The organism is Hyphomonas sp., assembly GCF_036964145.1.
GTDB lineage: Bacteria > Pseudomonadota > Alphaproteobacteria > Caulobacterales > Hyphomonadaceae > Hyphomonas.
This window is the reverse complement of record NZ_JBALUC010000003.1, coordinates 168,021-188,831: the sequence shown is the minus strand read 5'-3', so window position 1 is coordinate 188,831 and position 20,811 is coordinate 168,021. Positions and strand designations below refer to the sequence as shown.

Below are 20,811 nucleotides of genomic sequence, written 5' to 3'. Positions count from 1 at the left end.
GACAGAATTCTCAACAGAGGTAATCCAAAATGTCAGCCAAACACGTAGTTTTCGGCGCAGAGGCCCGCGAGCGGATGCTGAAAGGCGTCGATACGCTTGCCAACGCCGTTAAAGTCACGCTCGGCCCAAAAGGCCGTAACGTCGTCATCGAAAAATCCTTCGGCGCTCCGCGCACCACGAAGGACGGTGTCACCGTCGCTAAAGAGATCGAGCTTGAAGACAAGCTGGAAAACATGGGCGCACAGATGCTGCGCGAAGTGGCTTCCAAGGCCAATGACGTTGCCGGTGACGGCACCACGACCGCAACGGTTCTCGCCCAAGCCATCGTTCGCGAAGGCCTGAAGCGCGTTGCCGCCGGTATGAACCCAATGGACCTGAAGCGCGGCATCGACAAGGCATCCGCCGAAGTCGTAAAAGACCTCGCTCATCACTCCAAGAAAGTGAAGTCGAACGAAGAGATTGCCCAGGTCGGCACGATCTCCGCAAACGGCGACACTGAAGTTGGCGCGATGATCGCTGAAGCCATGGCGAAAGTCGGCAATGAAGGCGTCATCACGGTTGAAGAAGCCAAGTCGCTCGAAACCGAACTCGATGTTGTCGAAGGCATGCAGTTCGATCGTGGCTACCTGTCGCCATACTTCATCACCAACCCGGACAAGATGATCGCGGAACTCGAAGATCCGTTCATCCTGCTGCACGAAAGCAAGCTGTCTTCCCTGCAGCCAATGCTGCCGATCCTCGAAAACGTTGTTCAGAGCCAGAAGCCGCTCCTGATCATCGCTGAAGATGTCGACGGTGAAGCCCTCGCAACGCTCGTGGTCAACAAGCTGCGCGGCGGCCTGAAGATCGCTGCTGTGAAAGCTCCTGGCTTCGGCGATCGCCGCAAGGCCATGCTGCAGGACATTGCTGTCCTCACCGGCGGCCAGGTCATCTCCGAAGACCTCGGCATCAAGCTCGAAAACGTCTCCATGGACATGCTCGGCACCGCGAAGAAAGTCGCCATCACGAAAGATGACACGACCATCGTGGATGGCGCTGGCGCCAAGAAAGACCTCGAAGCACGCGTGTCCCAGATCCGCAAGCAGATCGAAGACACGTCTTCCGACTATGACAAGGAGAAGCTCCAGGAGCGTCTCGCCAAACTGGCTGGCGGCGTAGCTGTCATCAAGGTTGGTGGCGCCACCGAAGTGGAAGTGAAAGAGCGCAAGGATCGCGTCGATGACGCCCTGAACGCCACGCGTGCCGCTGTTGAAGAAGGCATCGTTCCTGGTGGTGGTACGGCGCTTCTCGCTGCTGCAGGCAATATCGACGTCAAAGGCCTCAATGCAGACGAGCAGGCCGGTATCGACATCGTGCGCAAGGCTCTGGAAGCTCCGGTTCGCCAGATCGCTGAAAACGCCGGCGTCGAAGGCTCGGTCGTTGTCGACCAGATCCGTCGCGGCAAGGGCAAAGGCTTCGGCTTCAATGCCCAGACCGAAGAATATGGTGACCTCGTCGCCATGGGCGTGATCGACCCGGTGAAAGTTGTGCGCTCTGCTCTGCAGAACGCTGCATCGGTCGCTGGCCTGCTGATCACGACGGAAGCGTCCATCGCTGAAGCCCCAAAGAAGGAAGGTGCCGGCGGCGGCATGCCTGACATGGGCGGCGGCATGGGCGGAATGGGCGGCATGGGCTTCTAAGCCCGGCCCTCAAAGCCAGAATGCGAGAGGCAGCACTTCGGTGCTGCCTCTTTTTTTGCGCGAAATGACCCCTCCAACACGTTCGATTCCAGCTTCTCTACCGCAGCGGCAACCGCTTAGGATTGCCGAAAACATACATGGGAGAGAAACAAAGTGGCATCTGCTTCGGAAATGAATTTCGGCGACATGCTCGATGCTGTGGGCGAGATGCTCGGTCCGGACGACCTGGCCCTCGCGCACGGGGAGCGACGCACCTATTGGCCAGACTTCACGGCCCGCTCGAACAGGCTGGCACGGAACCTGCGCGAAATGGGGATCGAGACCGGCGACAAGGCAGGCTTCTACCTGCGCAACCAGCCGGAATACACTGAAGCCCTGGCCGCCTGCTTCAAAGGCCGCTTCACGCATGTGAACGTCAATTACCGCTACCTCGCAGACGAACTCTTCTACATTTTCGATAATTCAGATGCGGCGGTTGTCTTCTATGACGTGCAATTCCTTGACCAGGTCGAGCTTGTGCGTGGCCGCCTGCCGAAGGTGAAAGCCTGGGTGCAGATTGGCGACGGAGACGTACCCGCTTGGGCGGTCGACTATGACCGGCTCGCAACCGACGGTGACCCGTCTCCGCTCGGCATCGAGCGCTCTCAGGACGATCTGTTTTTCCTATATACAGGTGGCACGACGGGCATGCCGAAGGGGGTGATGTGGTCACAGGCTGTCTGGCGGCAAGCTTCCAGGGAAGGCGCGGAAAAAGCGGGTCTGCCTTATCCCTCCACAATGGAAGAATACAAGATGGCCGTCCAATTGATGGGCCGCACCGCACGCCAGTTACCCGCCTGCCCTCTGATGCATGGCACGGGCCTGTTCACGGCGATGGGCGCCCTGCTCGGTGGCGGGGCGATCGTCACGCTGGAACAGAACAGCAGTTTCGATCCGGAAAATTTGTGGGACACGGTGTCTGAGCATGGAGTAACCAGCATGGCCATTGTCGGAGACGCTTTCGGGAAGCCCATACTCAAGGCGCTCGAAGAAAACCCCGGCCGATGGGATGTCAGCTCGGTTCAGACAATTGTCTCATCTGGTGTCATGTGGAGCGCGGAAGTGAAGCAAGGCCTGCTGCGCCACATGCCTCAGGCCGCAATGATGGACAGTTTCGGCTCCTCTGAAGCCGTCGGCTTCGGATCGTCCACAACTACCGCTGAAGGCGGCACCCAGACGTCCAAATTCGAGATCGGCCCCAACTGCAAGGTGTTTTCCGAAGATGATCGCGAGATCGTGCCGGGCAGTGGTGAAGCCGGCATCATCGCACGCGGCGGCGCCGTCCCGCTCGGCTATTACAAGGATGAAGAGAAGACAGCAAAGACGTTCAAGACGATCAATGGCGTCCGCTACGCCATACCGGGCGATTGGTGCACCGTGGAAGAGGACGGCACGATTACCCTGCTCGGTCGCGGATCAAACTGCATCAACACGGCCGGTGAAAAAGTCTATCCGGAAGAAGTTGAGGAAGCGCTCAAGGAGCACGCCTCGGTCAAGGATGCGCTCGTTGTCGGCATACCCGACGAAAAATGGGGCAACGCGGTCACAGCTGTCGTCTCGACGGATTCAGACGTGAGCGAAGACGAATTACGGAGCTTCGTGCAGAGCCGGATCGCACGCTACAAGGCACCCAAATCCATTCTGTTCAAGGATGATCTTGGTCGCGCACCGAATGGCAAGGCCGACTATAAATCGATCAAGGCCTTCGCGCTCGACAAGCTGGGCATCAGCCAATAAGCAGCAGGCCTCTCAACGTGTAGGCGACCACTGCCACGACCAGCATGGACACAAGGGCGATACCGAAGAACCACAGGAGGCGCTTTCCCAGCGGCGCCTCCTCATTGTCGTCTCCCGGCTGAACCGGATCAATGCGCATGGTATCCGTCGCCCGGTTTCACCTTGCCCCAGAACAGGCTGTAGACATAGGCGGTGTACGCCAGGATGATCGGCAGCATGATGACCGCCCCCACCAGCATCAGGACGAGCGCATTGTCCCGGGCGGCAGCCTCTGTAATGGAGATTTCATAGGGCACGATGAACGGATAGAGGCTCACCCCGAGACCGATATAGCCGCTAAGAAAAATCCCCGCTGCGAGCAGGTAGGGACGCCAATCCGGCGCAGTGCCCACCGCGTCCGGTTTCATGGACAGGTCCCGCCAGAGCCAGACGACAAGCGCCATGCCCGCGAGCGGAACGGGCGCGAGGGGCAGGAACCGCGCAGGATTGATCTGGGTCATGGAAAAGCCCCAGCGGTCGCCGATGGATGCGTCGACGGACAGCGTCGCGAAGCTGACCGCGAGGAAGCAGATCGCTACGCCCGCCAGTGCCATGCGCCCCCATTTGCGAGCCTTGTTATGCAGATCATTCTCGGTCTTGAGAACCAGCCAGCACGCCCCCAGCAGGAGGTAGCCGATCACGATGGAAATGCCGGTGAGCAGGGTGAACGGTGTCAGCCAGTCGAAGGCCCCACCGGCGAAAGCGCCGCCCTCGACCCGGATGCCCTGCACCATGCCGCCCAGCATGATGCCCTGCGAAAAGGCGGCCGTGAAAGAGCCCCCATAGAAGGCACCATTCCAGAATAATCTTGTGGGCCGCCGCACCGCCTTGTGCCGGAATTCGAACGCCACACCGCGGAAGATGAGGGCTGCCAGCATTATGAGGACGGGCAGATAGAAGGCCGGCATGATGATCGCGTAGGCCGTCGGGAACGCTGCAAAGAGGCCGCCCCCGCCAATGATCAGCCAGGTCTCGTTCCCGTCCCAGACAGGCTCCACCGTGGCGGTCATCATGTTGCGTTCTTCTTCGGACTCGGCGAACGCCGTGAACATGCCCACGCCAAGATCAAATCCGTCGAGCAGGACATACATCATCACGCCAATGGCGAGGATCAGGGCCCAGATAAAGGGAAGGTCGATAGCCATGAATGCCTCCTATTCCGCCGCAACAATATCGTCTGACGTCTCGGCCTTCTCGTCCACAGCCCCCATGGGTGTGCCCGGAGGACGACGCTCGCGACTCGCCGGATCGGGCGGTGTGTCGTCGAAGCCGCGCGTCGCAATGCGTGCCATGTAGACGACGCCGGCAGTGAAGATGATGGCATAGACGACCATGAAGACGAGCAGTGACGTGGCCACCTGCCCGGCCGATACGGGCGACAGGCTGTCGACTGTTCGAAGGTGTCCATAGACGGTGTAAGGCTGTCGCCCCACCTCAGCGGTGATCCAGCCGGTTACGACGGCGAGGAACCCGAAAGCGCCCGCAGGCACAGCGGCCATATGGAAAAGGCCCGGCTCATCCAGCCTCTTGCGCCACCACAGGAAGCTGCCCCACAGGCCCATGGCCAGCATGCCGAGGCCTGAGGCCACCATGATCCGGAAGGCGTAAAAGACCAGCCACATCGGTGGCCGCTCTGACTCGGGATAGTGATCCATGCCGTGGAGCATTTCACCCTCTTCAAGGTTGGCAAACAGATACTTGCTGGTTCCCGGAACCGTGATGCCGGCATGCCCACATTCGGAATCATCTGGCCAGGCAATCAGAACGGTGCCTTGCAAATCCTTGGTCTCGCACCAGCCTTCCACAACAGCGATCTTGGCCGGCTGGTATTTGTGAGCCACCTCGCCAGACCAGTGGCCGACCATGATCTGGATGGGCAGCAAGATGGCGAGAGTCCCGGAGGCCATACGGATCTGCCATTTTGTCGGTTCGGTGATCCGGCCCTTGAGAACCTGCCACGCGCCTGCGGCCAGGATGACGGCCGCCGTGGTCGTATAGGCCGCCAGCAGCATATGGGAGAGGCGGCTTGGAAGGCTCGGATTGAAGATCGCCTCGATCCAGCTGGTCGCGTAGAAATTTCCGGTCTCGGCATCAATCGCGAATCCGGCCGGCGTCTGCATCCAGCTGTTCGCAGCCAGGATCCAGAAAGCTGAAATCGTGGTCCCGATCGCCACGGCGCAGGTCGCAACAAAGTGGAGCTTGCGGCCAACTTTCTGCCAACCAAATAGCATCACACCGAGGAAAGTCGCTTCGAGGAAGAAGGCCGTCAGCACTTCATAGGCCAGCATGGGCCCCATGACGCTGCCGGTAATCTCGGAGAATAGGCTCCAATTGGTCCCGAACTGGTAACTCATCACAACGCCGGACACGACGCCCATCGCAAATGCGAGCGCGAAGATCTTCACCCAGTGCAGGTAAAGCCGCTTGAAGACTTCCTTGCCGGTCTTCAGCCAGAGCCCCTCGCAAACAGCCAGGAAGGCCGCGAGACCGATGGTGAAGGCTGGAAACAGAATGTGGAACGCGACAACAAAGGCAAATTGTAGTCGCGACAGGATAAGTGCATCAAATTCCATGAGACCCGCTCCGGATTGTATATGCGATTCCCCTAATATAATTCGCATCATCGACAAAGCGGACGCGCTGACGCGCGCTTGTCTGACGCAGGGTCAGCAACTCAGGACTTGCGACGCAAGGTCCTGAATATCGCGTCGGCACGTGCTGCAATGCCCCCATCTTCCTTCACCAGCCTCGCTGTTACGTGAACATGGTCACCGTCAATCAGCGTAACATGCGGATGCGCCTCCAGCCAGCTGCCTTCCCGGACGATGTCCATGAACTCCATGGTGAGCTTCAACGTCACCGACATCTTGCCAGTGGCGCTCCAGACCGCCCAGGCGAGCGCGCTGTCGGAGAACGCACAAGTCATCCCGCCATGCAGGAAGCCCATGCCATTGCAGTGACGGTCCAGCACCCACATGCCGGTGCGCACGTCACCAGACGTGGAGGCCCGGAAAGTCGGACCATTATGCAGAGTGAATTTCCCGCGGGATGGCGTTGGCGCAAATCCCGGCGGAGGTGGTTTCAGCGGCTTGGCCGCCTCACTCACCCAGATTTCCGAAGATGTCGTGATGCACCGTGTCGCCGGGTTCAATGCCGAGTTCGGCGGCGCGCCCTCCTGCCAGTTCCAGCACGGCCTTGACCGGCACGCCCGGATTGATCCGGCGCAGCGATCCCGGAACGGCTTCGCGAGCAATCGCGAGCACTTTGCCATCGGGATCAATGAACAGCATATCCAGCGAGATCAGCGTGTTCTTCATCCACATATTAGCTTCACGCGGCTGGCCGAAATCGAACAGCATGCCTGCATCCGCTGCCAGCTCTTCCCGGTTCATGAGGCCCGTCTGGACTTCTTCCGGATCATTTGCCAATTCAACGGTGAAGCTGTGCTCGGTGTCTCCCGACAGGATCGTGAGAGGGCCGGTTTCCAGCTGGGCGAAAGCCGCAGGCAGAAACAGGGCGAGCGATGCGAAAGCAGAAGCGATGAAACGTATCATGCGGCTTGTTTAGACGGGTGCCCGCAAGGCGGCAAGCTGTCTTGGCTGCTGCTTACCCGCGTTTAATGTGGCTGACATGCTCGCCTTTTGAACCGGTCTCAATGCAGACATCCAGATCCGTACCAGGCTCGATATCTTCATAGCCAGCTTTGCGCAGCACGACCGCATGCACGAAGATATCTGTGTCATCGCCATCGCGCTGGACAAAGCCGTACCCGCGCGTGCGATTGAACCATTTCAGCGTCACCGGCTCATAGTCGCGCTCAAGGCCCTTTTCCTTGGCGAGGGTCGCGCGGGGCCGTTCCATCTCGATGATGTTGGCAGTTTGCCAGCCGCGATCACCCTTCACCGCATCACAAACAATGCGGGCGCCTTCGTCGGCATAGGATTCGCCATACCCGCGCAAACACGTCACATGCAGCATTACATCGCCGGTTAGGCTGGCGTCAGATGTCGACTCAGCCACAATGAATCCATAGCCCTTGGCACTATCGAACCATTTCACATGACCGATGACCCGCACGGCATCTGCCATCTGCGCAGGCTCTGATTCTGGTTTGGCGGCTATTCTCGTCATCAACCCATATTCCCCAATCAGGCAACCTAAAATGTGTTAACGCGCTTGTCACGCGATCATCACATCTAAGAATGTCTTTCTGTTGCCCTGCACAGGCATAGCGCGGCAATGTGGAGAGAAGTTGGCAGTCCCTAGGGGTCTAGCACTCTCTCGCAACCATTACAGAACCCAAAAAACTGGGACTGTGAATAACCTCATAGCAGACCGCGGAACGTTTCGGGAAACTGTCCCAGTTCTGTCGGCCACCCTCTACACGGGAGGGGAGCATGGGTGAGCCGAAACACTTTGCGCTTGTATTGGCGGTGGGGGTGTTCTTCGTGCCCGGCGCGGTGATGCTGATGATCTACTGCTGTAGACTGGTGGTCTTTCTGGGAACTGTGGACCCGGTTGCAGGCGCGGAGGTGCAGGCTCTTGTCTTCACCCTGATTGGGATGGCGGTTCTTTGCGTGTGGCTTGTGGCGACTAGGCGCAAGCCCAATGACTGACCGCGCTCCCCTCCCCGTAGAGACGAGAGTTGAGTTCAGGGCAGCAGTTAAGAGGGCTGTTCGGGAACGTTCAGGCGGGGTGTGCGAGAGCCACCTTATCCCGCGTCACATGTACGGCCTACCAGAGCAGTGCGCCAATGCCGGGGCCGATTTCGATCATATCACACCCTGCGCGGCAGGGGGAGATAATAGCCTCGAAAACGCTGCGCATCTTTGTAAGCCGTGTCACCTGCTGAAATCCCTGGTGGACAACGCAATGGCGAAGAAAGCCAACCGCCGTCAGGGCAAGACCGGCCAGCAGGCTCGGCGCAAGCGGAACGGATCCAAACTCCAGTCCCGCTCTAACTGGCCCCCGAAGGGAAGCCGGAAGATTCAATCAAGACCTATGAGGAGAGAGAAATGAGTAACACGATTAAGTTTCCGGAGAAGCCGTTCCCGTCCCCTGTCGATTACGAATCATGGGGTCGCGGATACACACCGCCATCCGAGCACGCCCTGATTCACGAACTAACATACGAGGGCGCAAAGGTGCGGCTGTCATCGCAAGCTGGTGGGGCGGCGTTTTGGATCGTCACCAAGGGCGAGCCGTTCACTCATGAGGATGACTTGGAAATCATGAGTCTTTACGTCAAGAACGAAAAGCGTCGCCTAGCCAAGCAAAAGTTGGCGGTGACCGGGATCATGTGTCTTGCCGCCCTCTCCCGCACTATACGGGGAGAATAAGATGATCCGTCTATTCCGGTTTTTCCGTCGCAAGAAGGCCAAGCGCCCTGAAAGGGAAATCTCCCGACAGGAATATTACAACCGGCATTTTGCGCCGAGGGAGAAGAAAGGGAAGAAAGAGTGAGGCTGCGGGGGAAAGGTGCTGCGGGCCGGGCGTTACTCCGGCTATCTGGCGGCTCGCTCTTGCGGACTCGTACACCTGTGGGCTCTAGAAACCCAACGAGGCCAGATCGCTAAGTCGTGCGTGTCTACTTTCCACGCCGCCGCAGCCCGCCCAACCTACCACAATCCCCCGCAGATTCAAGGAATTATCTCGCAACAGTAGACGGAATATGATAGGATAGAGAGATGAAAAAAAGCTTAGCCCTCGCGACCCAAACCACCACTCAAATTCAGTTTGAGGGCACAGATTCGTGGTCCCATGATGATGAGATGGTTGTCGTGTGCCTCGACTCTAATGGTTTCGTGTTCTCAATAGCTGAGGAGCAGGCCGTTGATAGCTATAACGACTTACTCAACTGCACAGCCCGCCTTAATCGAGAGGAGGCAGAAAAGCTGCTGTCGTGGCTACAGTCTGCCCTCACCAAGGAGCCCACCAGCTGAGCCGCGCCTATCACGGAATATGATAGAATAGAGAGAGGAGAAAATGATGAGAATCAGCCCACAGAGACGCGCCGAAATGGAAGATGCCGTTCTGAGTGATAGGCGGACTGAAGAAATCCGAGGTGATGTAGCCAAGCTGGAAAAACGCTCAAAACAGGTAGAGATAGGCCCGTTAGGCATGGCCTTGCTCGCCTCGGTGATTTACTTGACTGAGGAGAGAATCCGTCAAAGCCGCATGATATCCGAATTACTCGAAGCCTCCAAGGAACCAGCCAAATGAAAGACCTGTTTGACAGATGGCTTCACTGGCTCGCCGTTTCGTGCGTGTGGGGACCTCGCTGTTCCGAGGTTGAACCTACGTGCGCAACTTGCAAACACTGGGCGGAGCATGACTGGCTGTTCAATGGCGGCATTCCAGCAGATGAAATGAAGCTCTCGGAGCCCACCCAATGACAGGACTGGAAGAGAGAGTGGCGGTTCATGAGACCTTCTGGATTGGCAGTGATGCTCGCCTCTACTCCATCAAGCCCGGTCTGCTCACCAATCGCGGACGTGAGACAATCTGCTGGACGGAGCCGCACTCTTGGTTTGCTCCAAACTTCGGGTGGGATGTGTACTTATCTGACCGCTTTGGCCTCGGCGCCGCAATGCTCAATGCTGTACAGGAGGGGTGAATGGCGGATCAGGAGCTTGCGGAATTGCGCGCATTCATGGCTGAGTGGTCAGCTTCTCGGCCCCCAGACAGGCCAGACTGGCATCTTTGGTTGTTCTGCGCTGTGTCGATGTGTGTGATACTTCCGATACTTTACTTTTTGTTTTCGAGGCTCCCCATTAAGGACCCGATTGATCGGGCCGGTTCGTCTGTTGTAATTGTCGGCACTGTGGTCACGTATTGTTGGATTTTGGACATTCTCCAAAATAAAATTTTCTTTCCCTAAGCCCCCACCTCTCACACCCGACCACCTGCGGGCCACAATCGGGCAGGCCGACATCCCCTAAAGCAGACTGACAGGTTCAGCCGATAGCGTCTCACACCGGAATACCTGGTTGGCGCTTATGCGGTTCAAGATCATGCGCTTGCGGAGGGAGCAGGAGCCGTCGCCACAGATCTCTTCTGCGAGGGTTGGGAGCGTCGGATCAAGGCAGTAATCCGCGCTGATGGCCTGTCGCCTGAGCAGGTAGTCTATCTCCACAGGCACCCGTGACAGGATGACCCCAGCATAGCATCCGAGGAACAGGTACAGCAAGCTTGCCGGCCGATCCAGTACCCGGTCGAACAGCGTCTCTCTCGGATAGCGCGCCTTGGGCCGTTTTGCCTTGATCCGCTTGACGCGCTTTGCGTAGCGGAAATTAGGCTGCTCGTAGGGGATCAGGGTTGTCACGATTCCTCGATTTTGGTAGATTTAGCAAGGATTTGGAGGGACGGAAATGGACATCGACATGGATGCAACTCAGAAGCTTCGCGATCAGGAATGGCGCGACTTCATTGAGCAGCCGACCTATAAGCAGGTCTACGAAATGATGCGCGAACAGCAGGTTCGGATCGCGGGCATTCGAGAAAAGATGGTCGAAGCGGCGCAGCGCGATCAGCGGGAGATATACAACAGACTATCGGAATCTCTCCTTGCGCCGCAGAAGACTCTCGATCAGTTAGCTGCGACTTTGGGTGACGCATTCGCAATGGAGCATCCGAGCCCCATGATAGTGATCAAGACCGCCTAACCACACACCTCCGCCCATGCAGCCACATCCCCTGCCATCTTCATCCGGGCTTCCAGTGGCGATCCATCGAATGCAACCCGGCTGATTTCTCCGGGACGGGTCGCTTCACACAGGGCCTTGGCTTTCAGCCGAACCGCCTGCTCCATTGCCTCAGTCGTCACCGAAGAGGATGGAGGCGTGGTCGTCGCGCAGGCTGGTACTGTCAACGCCATCAGGGACATTGCTGCGAGCCTCACGGGCGCTTTCAATCGTGTCTTCATTGTCTTGCTCCATTTTCTTGAGGGTCTTGTCTGCGGCCTTGCGGGTGGCCTTCTCTGCGCGCTCCTTGGCCCGGCGAGCCCCGCGCGCTTCGTCCGCCTCTTCCTTCCAGCGCATGATGAAATACCCCACCCCGCACAACAGGATGATCTGGGCCACCTTGTTGTTCGAGACGAAGTTGAAGAGGGAAAAGAACGCGCCCTGGATCACAGAAGGTCATCCGTCATGGCAATCAAGAGCGTCATCAGCGGGGCGACGCAGAATAGAAACACCGCCATTGCTCCCCAGAAATAGGGGTCCTTCAAACTATCCCAGAAGCGTGTCAGCATCATCGCGGCCTTTCTGCTCCTGCCATTTGCCATAGAAGTAGTAGATCACGGCAAACACGGTCAGGCCGCCAAACACGATACCGATCGTGCTGTAGGAGTATGCGTTGACGAACTTCATGACTGGCTCCACGGCTCCTACCTGCTCAGCAATCATGCCGCTGACAGCAACGGTGCTGACGGTCTTGGCCACCTCCTGCTTGGCAAACCCCTTACCGCGCTGGGAGTCCTTGACCTTCTTCACCTTCACTTCGGCCTTGGCCTCATCATCCAGGTACTCGATGTGATCCACCGGGATCGGGCTCTTGGCGGTCTTGACGGCAACCTTCGCCTTGGCTTCGCGCACGACAACTGCGCCGGTCTCCCGTGCCTTGTCTTCCAGATCTTCCAGCTGGGCCGTATTGAGGTCTTCGGTGGTGACGGGCTTCGGCTGATCGCCTTCCCAGCCCATTGTATTCATCACCTTGATGACGTCACTGTTCCAGCCGACATTTGCGCCCACGCGCCATTCCAGCTTGAAGAACATCAGCACTTCCATGATCCGGCGGCGCCACAGACCAAGCAAGGGAATGTCGTCATCGTAGAACGTGCCAGTGACCCACTCGATGGCGATATTGCTCCAAGGTTCGCCTGCATTGATCCGGCGCCAGAGACGCCAGCCAGAGACTTCCCCGGCACCGAAATTGAAGATGATCGAGCCAATGGCATCATAGGCTTCTGGCCAGAGCGGAACATGCACCAGGTTCTCGATGACGGGCTCGACTTCCTCACGCACGTAGCGGTGCAGGCGGTCGAGGTCTTCCTGCGGGGTGATCTCGTCCCCGATCTGCAAGGCGCTGCCGTCCGGGCGGGTTGTGTGGCCCGTTCCGTAGGTCAGGCGGCCCTCTACCGGATCGCCGGGCTGAAGTACCCTGTCCGGGTGCCGGTCGTCGTAAGCAACGGGGCGGAACTTGCCGCCCGTCTCAACTAATTGCAGGAAGCTGATCAGTCCCGGTGTCGTCTTCATCGTCATCGGAGTCCCCTTTCGATTTATCGTGGCCATTGGTCATCTGCTCGGGGGCGTAGGCCCCTTCCCGCATGATGAAGTCGAAATCTTCCTGTGAGAGCAGGCCGCGTTTCTTGCGCAGGTGCAGGTGGCCTCTCAGCTCGTGGACGCTGGCAAGGCCGGGGAAATACGAGTTCCACATGCCTTCTGCGGTCGGGGCCTTCAGGCGGGTGTTCAGCGCCTTGCGGATGCGCTCTTCCCAATAGCCTTCGTCTTTGACCATCGGGACAACAGAGTGATCGGGATCGACCGCTTTCTTGCGGGTCTCGTGACCCTTGATTGCGGCGGCCGAGCGCCGGGCCAGTTCCGCGTCACGCAGATGCATCGAGTAAATCCGCTCGGGCAGGAAGATCACAAGGCTTTCAGCGAGCAGCACCCACATGATGATGAACACGATGGCCGCGATGTAGATCTGGTTGTCAGTCGGGTTCCAGGTGCGGTTCGAGAGCTGGGCAAGGCCGACAAACAGCGGGTGCCAAGGCTGGGCAGCGGCTTCCGTCTCAATCGTTTCTGTGCGCGCCTGAGAGCCGTTTACGACCAGTTGCATGATCCGGTCATCAATCGCGCGCTTGTCCGCTGCTGCCTGATCCTGAAGCTCTGTGCGACGATCCCGCATCTGGGCCGTCAGTTCCTCATTCAGCTTGCCGTCATTGTCGAGATTGTAGATTTCGGCATTCAGGGGAATGAGCGCGGTTTCGAGGTCGCTATCGATCTGTTCCTTGCGGTCTTCGAGGAAGGTCCGCTGGTCCGCAATGGACTGCTCTGCAACCCCTGACACGTCGCGCATGGCAGTCGCTTGGTCACGGCGCTCTGACAGGGCCTCAAACCCGAACCCGAAGGCATGCAGGCACACAATCACCGACGCGAACGCGCCAAGCATTCCGAACGTCCAGCCGCCCTTGATGCCCTTGTGGGCGCACCGGGCAGAGGCCATCAGGAAGGACGCCGCAAACAGCCGGTAAGCCCAGCCCATTGCCTGAAACGAAAGCGGCTCGACCGAATCCGGCGCCAGCGACCGGCTGAAGATGCCATCAATGTACAGCAGCACAAAGAAGGCGATCAGGACAACCGCCCACAGGATCAGGTACAGCCATGCCGTGGCGAACCATGACGCGAATTTCTGCGTCATCCATGTGACGCCATCCTTGACCCCGTAGGCATACCATTCGGGATCGCGCCACCCAAGCGGGCGGTATTCCACATTATCTGTCAATGTTCAGCCCCTTACAGCACCAACCGCACGACAGCGGTCGCAAGGTCCGGCCGTAGCAGGACCACCAGTATTCCGACGCCGCCAACCCACATCCAGTTGGCAGCGATCCAGCCCTTGATGGGAGATTCAGGCGGAGGGGGGGCCTTGGCAGCCTCTTCGGCCCGGCGAGCTTCTTCCCGCGCGGCCGCTGCTTCGTCCCGGCGCAAGTGAATGCGCTTTTCCGACTCCGTGATCTTTTCCGCGATGTCGTGACCGAAGACCTTCAGGGCATGCGCCTGATCGTCTGAAGCCTGCTTTTGATGGCGCACAAGCAGAGCCTCGAACCGGTCGAGTAGCTTTTCTTCACGCTCAACAAGAACTTCGCGAGACACAGCCGTTTTCTCCAGCAGCACCAATCTGGTGTTCAGATCGTCCTGTTCAGCCATTAGCCCCTCCCCAGGTTCAGGATAGTGTTTCCGCCATGCGTGGACGGTTCCACTTCAACGCGCTCTCGTAGCGCTCGGCCTTGCGCTCCCAGTAGACCGCATTCCGGCCCTCATAGACGCCGTTGACGCGGGCATATTCCGCAGCGCCCTTGGCCACACGGAACCGGTCCAGAAGCACAGCGGAGATCTTCTCCGGCGTGTCGCTCTGGTACAGGCTCGCTTCGAGCAGCGTCTCGGTAATGCCGTCCGGGACAGGCTCTGGCTCTGGCTTTGCCTCTGGCTCCGCAGGCCGCGCCTGCATCTCGGCGTGGGTCTTTTCCATCTTCACGAGCGCGGCGTAGAATGCCTGCACAGCGCCCGGATCGCGGTCTTCGATTTCCCGGTCGACGGCGGCCATGTAGTTGCGGATCACCTTGGACATTTGCTGGAAGGCCCTGCCCATAGTCTCATATCCGATGGCTTCCGAGCCTTTGACGGCTTCAGCGGCCTTCAGAAGCCTGTCAGCGGTTTCGCCGCACTCGATTTCCATCCCGGCAAGGCGTTTGCGGGTGGCAAGGACATGGTTTGGGATGGTCATTCGTTCCGCTCCGGTTTGCAAACACGGCGATTGGAGGCGAGGGCCTGACACAAGTCTTTCCACTCTCGGCCATGCTCCCTGATCCCCGGACCGTGCTTGCGCCATGCCGCGACGTGGCTGGCTTCATGCTGAAGGTATTCGCTCATTCTTTCAGGGTCGGTTTTGAGAAAGCGCTTGTTCACATAGACCGCCTCTGGCCCACTCTCGAACATGACGGCGCGGGCAATCCGCTTGCTGTTGCCGATCATGCTGTGCGATGGCGGGACTACACGTAATTCCGGGTAGTTTCCCTCAAGCCCGAACCGGTTGAATGCGCCCAATGCAAGCGCGCCAAGGCTGGGCTCTTTCTTGTCTTTTTCATTGTCCTTGGGCACCGCTAGAGTTCTCCGACAACGCTGTATGTGAATGTGTCCAGCGTCACTCCGCTGTCAGAATCATTGATGACCGTGATCCCGCCCGTTTCTTCGCCCACGCCGGCTGCCGCGATCTGCCAATTGAGCGTCTGCCCCGTTACCGCGTCCACCGAAAACGGCCCGGTATATGAGGTGTAGGAGCCGCTATCCAGACTATAGGACAACAGGCTCGTTCCACTATTGACGGCGCTAATCGTAATCGGCTGGTTGCACCCATTGATGGTCTGGTTCGCATTCGCGGCCGGGGAACTGCCTGAGCTTATATTCGCCCAGTCTACTGCATTGGGCGTCAGGTCTGCCGGAGTGCCACTGGCGTACACCTGCTTGTTTCCGCTGGCGGTGCCTACCCATACTTCGGTCACAAGCTTGTTGCCGCCAGACGTGCCGACATAGACTTCCGTCAGCGTCTTGTTGCCGCCAGACGTGCCGATGATGATTTCAGGTGCCGCCATCACGCATACCTCAGATAGAGTTCACCCTCTTGCAGGGTGGCGGGCGCGGATGTGCCCCAGGTGATCAGGCCGGAATTGGCGGTCAGGCCGGAATTGACCCGCACCGCCGTGGCGCCATTGATCCTGACCCCGCCGCCATTCGGGTTGAGCGACAGGGCGTAATTGTCCGACAGGTCGCTGCTCAGGCTGACCTGAACCCATGCGCCGACCAGTCCGCCGGAGTTCTCGATCCCGGCATCCAGAACGAGCGTTGTATCGCCCGCCGCGACCCGGAACGGAGAGCCCGCACGAGACGTGCCGGAGGCGGTCGGCGCGGCGTTGTTGGTGACGGTGAACGTTGCGCCGGTCACGCGCGCATATCCGCTGCCCTCCACACCGTCCAACTGGTCCGCATCGATGTTGGAGCCTGCCCCGTCCACCGATTGCAGCTTGCTGCGCACATCTGCTGCCGTGTAGCTGGACGCTGGAAGCGCGCCGAGATTGGTCAGGGCATCCCCTGCCGTCGATGCGCCCGTGCCGCCATTGGCAATCGCCAGATCGGTGCCCGACCAGTTGCTGTTGTTCACGCTGCCCAGCAGGGCCAGTGCGCCAAGCCCAAGCGAGGTGCGGGCCTGCGCCGGGGTTTTCACCTCCCACGCATCGCCTGCGGCATTGCCTGCAATGAAATTATCCGTTGCGACCGTCAGGCCCGCCAGTGTGGCAAGGTCTCCATCAAGGCTGAGCGTTGTGTCGGTAATGCTGAGGCCGGTGCCGAGCGTGAGGTAATCGAACGCATCCGCGCTGTCATCCCAGAACGCAATTCCATCGGCGTCCGGGTCCGTCAGCAGGGGCTCAAACGGGCCGAAGCCAAGATTGCTGCGGGCGCCGGAAGCGGTTGCCGAGCCTGTTCCGCCTGCAACAATGGGCCGGGCTTCGTTGGCATCTGCCTCCAGATCCCCCGTCAGCGTGTTGAACTTGGTCGAGCTGATCGTTTCGCCGCTAACGGCAGCCGTGCCGGCGGGAAGGCTGTAAACGCCTGAACCGTTTCTGGACACTATTTGCTCCTCTTCTTGATGGCTTCGAGCAAGGGGTCGGCCTTTCCAGCCGGGGCAGATCGGCGGCCCACAACCGGTGCATCCGCACCACCGAGCTGCAAGGTCTTCGGCAACACGCCCGCCGTCTCCAGCAAGCGGAGCTGTGCCGGGCTTGCCTGCGCCGGATTGGCAATCGCGGAGTAGAACCCGATCATCACTTCGTCCGGTGTCTTGTCCGGTGCGTAGACGAGGATTTGCTGGCCCTGGTACTCAAGCGGGACATAGCCGGTCTGCTGGTGAATCTGGGCAGGCTTGGCATTGCCTTCGGTGTACATCTTCTGGGCCTGCTGGAAGGCTTGTTGGCGAACCAGTTGCGGATCACCGACCGCGCGGGCTGCCCCCATGCCGGAAGACTGGTCAAGGCCCTGCTGGATGGTGTTGCCCATGCGGGACGGGCCTGCCTGATTGGGGGTGCCCTTGGGGACGTCCTTGCGGATTTTGGGAAGCTTGCCGCCCCCAATGCCGGCGGTCATAACCGGACTGGCCGCCATATCCGGATCAAAGGCTGCGTTGACAGAGCGGATTTTGGCGGGATCGAAGACGACCGTCACATCTGAGGCCTCAGTCACAGCGTCTACCCCGTCGCGGGCGTTCCTGAGAATGAGGCTGTCATATCCTTCGGCTTTTGCGCGCTCGATCAGCGCTGCCGTATCGACATCATCGACCTGCATTCCGGCTTTGTTGACAATCATTGGGCGTTCGATACTGGCGAACAGCTTCATAACATTCTGGTTCGCGCCGTCCTGCGCATACTCAGTGGCGACAGAGGGCCGGTCAGTCATGAATATGCCCTTCCCTTCAGTCGGGATGCCCCAGCGCGCTTCGGCCCCCAGATCAAAGGCCTGAAAATCCTCACCTGTGCCATGATAGAGCGGCTTCCTTGTATCGAACCCCATCTCCTGTGCGCGCTGCATCCTGCCGGATTGGGACATGTCGAGACCCTTGGCCCGTGCAGCCTCCCAGCCTGCAGAGCCGGGAATCTCCAGCTCAACAGCTTCCTTGACCGTTTTCGGGGCGGCTTGACCCATCTTCGGCAGCATCCGGTCGAGACGGCCGCCCGTAGCGCCGACGCCCGCCCCGATGGCGATGTTCCGGACGCGGTCTTCCATATTGTCTGCCGGGGCCATGCCGCCCACTGCGCCGCCCATTGCCGCGTTTCCGGCATCCGCGCGCAAGCCTGCTGCCCCTCCAAAGCTGGGAAGGCCCATTCCTGAGGTTGTCGTTTCATCGCCACCGACGACACGAAGCCCACCGCCCTGCTTCAGAGCGGCCCGATCTAGCGCGCGCATACTCTCAGCCACGATGTCGTCCGCGTATTCCCGCGAAAAGCCAGCGTTTGTCAGCAAATCAATTGCAACGGCATGGTTCTGTGGATCATCGGCCTTTCTGATTCCCGTTTGCGCCACGGCCTGCTCATATGCGCGCTCATAGGCACTATTGGTGATCGGCCCTCGATTCCCCCTGGCGGGCCGGGGTGCCGCTGTCCGGACGGAACGTGAAACCGACTTATTCAATTCGCGTCTGTATGCGCGCCCCCCCTTCTTGGCAGCCAATACGCCGCCTGCGCCAATCCCGATATTACGCAAGCGCTCCTCGGTGCTGTCGGCAGGCATGGCTCCACCGATCGCTCCACCCACAGCGGCGCTGCCAGCATCCGAGCGCAAGCCAGCAAGGCCGGAGGCTTTCACCGGAGCGAAGGCATTATCTGCCTGTGCGGGGGCTTGCTGCATCTGCCCTTGCTGGGCAAAGACATTGGCAGGGGCGCCCCCTCCTCCGCCATTTGGCAATTGCACACCAAGCCGCTTCAGGCCCTCTGCGGGATTGGACAGGAGCAAGTCGCCCATCGCGTCGATTTCGCGCTGGTTGAAACCCCGGCGCCGCATGAACCGGACCGCATTCGTAATCAGGCTCACCTTGTCACCACGAGCCGCCGCTGCGCCCATCATGATCGCATCATCCATCACGGCAGACGGGCCGCTCTCGGCAACCGTGCCCGTGACGGAGTTCATGCGGGGTGCCCAGCGCGATCCCGTATCTCGCAGTTTGGCCTCGGCTTCCATCTTTTGCAGGAACTGGCCGCCGCCATCCTCTCCAAGGGCCGCCGTCAGTTTCTCCTGGTTGGCCGGGACGCGGGCAAGCCTGTTTGGCGTGGTGTTGTTGTCGATTTTTGCAGAAAGCGCGTCCACGGCCCCTAATTTCAAGGCCCTCGCTTCCTGAGGGGAAGACGCCGCCGTTTGCGCCACATCTGCCCCGCGAATATTCGAGTTCAGGACGCGACCACCCTGAGACTGGGCCGTCCGCAGCCTCGGCCCCATTCCGGCATCTCTAGCTGCCTTGTATTGACTGCCAGTAAGCGCGTCCAGCTCATCAACCAGCGCCTCCCGTATTTGCGAATACCGATTCAGGTCTGTGTGATTTTCATTCTTCTGCGCCGCCCGAATCTTGTCATCCAGCTTACGCTTGACGAGGTCATAGACATCCATACGCGAGACGCTCTTGGGATCGCGCCCCTGTGCAATCGCAAGGTCACGCGCCTCCTGTACTGCTGCGCCGGACAGGGGCTTCAAACCACTGTCAGGGGGCGGGGCAAGCAAGGATTGCGCCCACGCCTCAAGTTGCGGACTCATATCATCGGGCAGGTCCGTAGAGGCGCCCGGCGGCAGGTCTTTCGGTTTTTTCGCGGACACAAGGGGCTTGATGGCAGAAGTCTTGCTCAGGTCATCCAGACGGTCGCTGTTTATGTCTGCAAAGTCCCGGCTCAATTGATTATAAAGAGGCCGCGCAACCTTCTGCTGATCTTCCACAAGCTGGCTGAACTGTTCAGATGCCTGCCCACGCCTTACGCCGGTGGCGCGCTCAAGATCATCCTGAGCTCGGTCCACAAAGCCGCCATAGCGCTCTTCGATGATGGCCTGTGCCTTTTGCGGGGTGGAGCCGGGGCGCCGGGTCAGGGAGGTCAGGGCGTTCACCGCATCCTGCCCGATCACTTCCGCCAGCACAGCAGGCTTGCCTTCATATTCCCGCACGGCATCCAGAATCTGCTGCGGCGTCATCTGCGAGCGTTCCATTGACCGCTTGACGGCCGCAAGGGCGGTTTGCTCGGCAGCGGAAGCTCTTGCCCCGCCCTCCTTGCCGAACAGGCCGAGAAGGCCGTCATAGATGCTTGCGCCGGTATTCTTGATGGATCGGGCCGGAACACGCGCGCCAGCAACACCGATGGGAAGCGCCCCGCCGAGTGCTGCACCAAATGCCGCCCCGGTCTTCGCGGCATCCGTCCGGTCGCCCAGATCGCCTTCAGCGGCATTGAAGCCGTAAATGCCACCCTGTGCGCCGCCGAGTGCCGCCATGCGCGGAACCTGCTTGACCAGAGGCGCGCCGCCTTTCATGGCCCCGCCGGGATAGGCTACGCCGCCTGCGATCTCCGATGCCATTGATGTGACGGGGTATTCTTCACGCGCCTGGTTGATGTCCGCCCGCTTGGCATCGCGGGTCTCGGTGTAGGTGTCCGGCATGTTCGCGCCGGCAGCTTCAGCGCCTATCGCGCCAAGACCCATGCCGATATTGGCGAATGTGCCCATCGGGGTCGCATTGATCGCCTTGTCGGCCCATTTCGGCAGGCCCATTGTGCGCCGTGCGCCTTCGCTTTCGTCGGAGGTTCCCCATTCCAGACCCTCACGGGCCATCAGGGGGATGACCTCGCCGCGCGTCATCGTCTTTGTGCGCTTGGCGTTGCGTTTGGCTTCCCGCTCAGCCTTGTATTGAGCAAAGCCGCCCTCTTGCACCGTTTCAGATTCCTGATCAGAACCTTGACGACGAGACCGGCGTTCTTCACGATACTGGGCAAAGTTGGATTGCGGTTCAGCCATAGGGG

At 59.6% G+C, this 20,811-nt stretch carries 26 protein-coding genes; 9 read left to right on the top strand and 17 right to left on the bottom strand.

Features of this window, described 5'->3' with window-relative positions; translation table 11 throughout:
* Positions 1–29 precede the first annotated feature (29 nt).
* Positions 30–1,679, top strand: a complete 1,650-nt coding sequence (groL, locus tag V7660_RS10770; RefSeq protein WP_335603047.1) for a chaperonin GroEL — start codon at positions 30–32, stop codon at positions 1,677–1,679.
* A 153-nt stretch (positions 1,680–1,832) separates the two neighbouring features.
* The gene (locus V7660_RS10765) at positions 1,833–3,455 is read left to right on the top strand and encodes an acyl-CoA synthetase (RefSeq protein ID WP_335603046.1); all 1,623 of its coding nucleotides are present in this window, start codon (positions 1,833–1,835) and stop codon (positions 3,453–3,455) included.
* On the opposite strand, the gene V7660_RS10760 is transcribed toward V7660_RS10765, so the two are convergent.
* The 6 genes from V7660_RS10760 to V7660_RS10735 form a co-directional block, all read right to left on the bottom strand.
* The gene (locus tag V7660_RS10760; RefSeq protein ID WP_335603045.1) at positions 3,445–3,594 is read right to left on the bottom strand and encodes a hypothetical protein; all 150 of its coding nucleotides are present in this window, start codon (positions 3,592–3,594) and stop codon (positions 3,445–3,447) included. The genes V7660_RS10765 and V7660_RS10760 overlap by 11 nt on opposite strands.
* Entirely contained in the window at positions 3,584–4,639 is a 1,056-nt protein-coding gene (gene cydB, locus V7660_RS10755) for a cytochrome d ubiquinol oxidase subunit II (RefSeq protein ID WP_335603044.1), read from the bottom strand. Before cydB ends, V7660_RS10760 begins: the two co-directional genes overlap by 11 nt.
* 9 nt (positions 4,640–4,648) lie before the next feature.
* Positions 4,649–6,067, bottom strand: coding sequence for a cytochrome ubiquinol oxidase subunit I (locus V7660_RS10750; protein ID WP_335603043.1), 1,419 nt, complete (start codon positions 6,065–6,067; stop codon positions 4,649–4,651).
* Between the two features lie 101 nt (positions 6,068–6,168).
* On the bottom strand, positions 6,169–6,600 hold the full coding sequence (locus V7660_RS10745) for a PaaI family thioesterase (protein WP_335603042.1): 432 nt from the start codon (positions 6,598–6,600) through the stop codon (positions 6,169–6,171).
* Entirely contained in the window at positions 6,593–7,048 is a 456-nt protein-coding gene (locus tag V7660_RS10740; protein ID WP_335603041.1) for a DUF192 domain-containing protein, read from the bottom strand. Before V7660_RS10740 ends, V7660_RS10745 begins: the two co-directional genes overlap by 8 nt.
* 52 nt (positions 7,049–7,100) lie before the next feature.
* Entirely contained in the window at positions 7,101–7,625 is a 525-nt protein-coding gene (locus tag V7660_RS10735) for a cold-shock protein (RefSeq protein ID WP_335603040.1), read from the bottom strand.
* Positions 7,626–7,891: 266 nt separating this feature from the next.
* Between V7660_RS10735 and V7660_RS10730 the strand changes: the two genes are divergently transcribed.
* From V7660_RS10730 to V7660_RS10710, 6 genes are all read left to right on the top strand, one after another.
* Positions 7,892–8,110, top strand: coding sequence for a hypothetical protein (locus V7660_RS10730; protein WP_335603039.1), 219 nt, complete (start codon positions 7,892–7,894; stop codon positions 8,108–8,110).
* The gene (locus V7660_RS17280) at positions 8,103–8,513 is read left to right on the top strand and encodes an HNH endonuclease (RefSeq protein WP_442910044.1); all 411 of its coding nucleotides are present in this window, start codon (positions 8,103–8,105) and stop codon (positions 8,511–8,513) included. Before V7660_RS10730 ends, V7660_RS17280 begins: the two co-directional genes overlap by 8 nt.
* Positions 8,510–8,833, top strand: a complete 324-nt coding sequence (locus V7660_RS10725; protein WP_335603038.1) for a hypothetical protein — start codon at positions 8,510–8,512, stop codon at positions 8,831–8,833. The genes V7660_RS17280 and V7660_RS10725 overlap by 4 nt, the downstream gene beginning before the upstream one ends.
* Before the next feature lie 348 nt (positions 8,834–9,181).
* Entirely contained in the window at positions 9,182–9,436 is a 255-nt protein-coding gene (locus V7660_RS10720; protein WP_335603037.1) for a hypothetical protein, read from the top strand.
* Positions 9,437–9,479: 43 nt separating this feature from the next.
* On the top strand, positions 9,480–9,716 hold the full coding sequence (locus V7660_RS10715) for a hypothetical protein (protein ID WP_335603036.1): 237 nt from the start codon (positions 9,480–9,482) through the stop codon (positions 9,714–9,716).
* 169 nt (positions 9,717–9,885) lie between these two features.
* Complete coding sequence (locus tag V7660_RS10710) at positions 9,886–10,110, top strand: hypothetical protein (RefSeq protein ID WP_335603035.1); 225 nt, start codon at positions 9,886–9,888, stop codon at positions 10,108–10,110.
* Between the two features lie 321 nt (positions 10,111–10,431).
* Here V7660_RS10710 and V7660_RS10705 read toward each other — a convergent pair whose 3' ends face one another.
* Positions 10,432–10,818, bottom strand: coding sequence for a hypothetical protein (locus V7660_RS10705; RefSeq protein ID WP_335603034.1), 387 nt, complete (start codon positions 10,816–10,818; stop codon positions 10,432–10,434).
* Positions 10,819–10,864: 46 nt separating this feature from the next.
* Here V7660_RS10705 and V7660_RS10700 point away from each other — a divergent pair, with 46 nt between their 5' ends.
* The gene (locus tag V7660_RS10700) at positions 10,865–11,158 is read left to right on the top strand and encodes a hypothetical protein (protein ID WP_335603033.1); all 294 of its coding nucleotides are present in this window, start codon (positions 10,865–10,867) and stop codon (positions 11,156–11,158) included.
* Here the strand turns inward: V7660_RS10700 and V7660_RS10695 are convergent.
* From V7660_RS10695 to V7660_RS10650, 10 genes are all read right to left on the bottom strand, one after another.
* Positions 11,155–11,304, bottom strand: a complete 150-nt coding sequence (locus V7660_RS10695; protein WP_335603032.1) for a hypothetical protein — start codon at positions 11,302–11,304, stop codon at positions 11,155–11,157. The two genes, V7660_RS10700 and V7660_RS10695, sit on opposite strands and share 4 nt — an antisense overlap.
* Before the next feature lie 4 nt (positions 11,305–11,308).
* Complete coding sequence (locus V7660_RS10690; RefSeq protein ID WP_335603031.1) at positions 11,309–11,626, bottom strand: hypothetical protein; 318 nt, start codon at positions 11,624–11,626, stop codon at positions 11,309–11,311.
* A 96-nt stretch (positions 11,627–11,722) separates the two neighbouring features.
* Complete coding sequence (locus V7660_RS10685; RefSeq protein WP_335603030.1) at positions 11,723–12,754, bottom strand: lysozyme; 1,032 nt, start codon at positions 12,752–12,754, stop codon at positions 11,723–11,725.
* On the bottom strand, positions 12,705–14,000 hold the full coding sequence (locus V7660_RS10680) for a hypothetical protein (protein WP_335603029.1): 1,296 nt from the start codon (positions 13,998–14,000) through the stop codon (positions 12,705–12,707). Before V7660_RS10680 ends, V7660_RS10685 begins: the two co-directional genes overlap by 50 nt.
* 11 nt (positions 14,001–14,011) lie before the next feature.
* Positions 14,012–14,425 carry a hypothetical protein gene (locus V7660_RS10675; protein WP_335603028.1) on the bottom strand — a complete coding sequence of 138 codons (414 nt, stop codon included), beginning with the start codon at positions 14,423–14,425 and terminating at the stop codon, positions 14,012–14,014.
* A gap of 16 nt (positions 14,426–14,441) precedes the next feature.
* On the bottom strand, positions 14,442–15,002 hold the full coding sequence (locus V7660_RS10670; RefSeq protein WP_335603027.1) for a hypothetical protein: 561 nt from the start codon (positions 15,000–15,002) through the stop codon (positions 14,442–14,444).
* Complete coding sequence (locus V7660_RS10665) at positions 14,999–15,376, bottom strand: SprT-like domain-containing protein (protein ID WP_335603026.1); 378 nt, start codon at positions 15,374–15,376, stop codon at positions 14,999–15,001. The genes V7660_RS10670 and V7660_RS10665 overlap by 4 nt, the downstream gene beginning before the upstream one ends.
* Positions 15,377–15,378: 2 nt before the next feature.
* Entirely contained in the window at positions 15,379–15,867 is a 489-nt protein-coding gene (locus tag V7660_RS10660) for a hypothetical protein (RefSeq protein ID WP_335603025.1), read from the bottom strand.
* Positions 15,867–16,901 (bottom strand): hypothetical protein, encoded by a 1,035-nt coding sequence (locus V7660_RS10655; RefSeq protein ID WP_335603024.1) that lies wholly within the window; start codon positions 16,899–16,901, stop codon positions 15,867–15,869. The genes V7660_RS10660 and V7660_RS10655 overlap by 1 nt, the downstream gene beginning before the upstream one ends.
* Positions 16,901–20,806 carry an ADP-ribosyltransferase-containing protein gene (locus V7660_RS10650; RefSeq protein ID WP_335603023.1) on the bottom strand — a complete coding sequence of 1,302 codons (3,906 nt, stop codon included), beginning with the start codon at positions 20,804–20,806 and terminating at the stop codon, positions 16,901–16,903. The genes V7660_RS10655 and V7660_RS10650 overlap by 1 nt, the downstream gene beginning before the upstream one ends.
* Positions 20,807–20,811 lie beyond the last annotated feature (5 nt).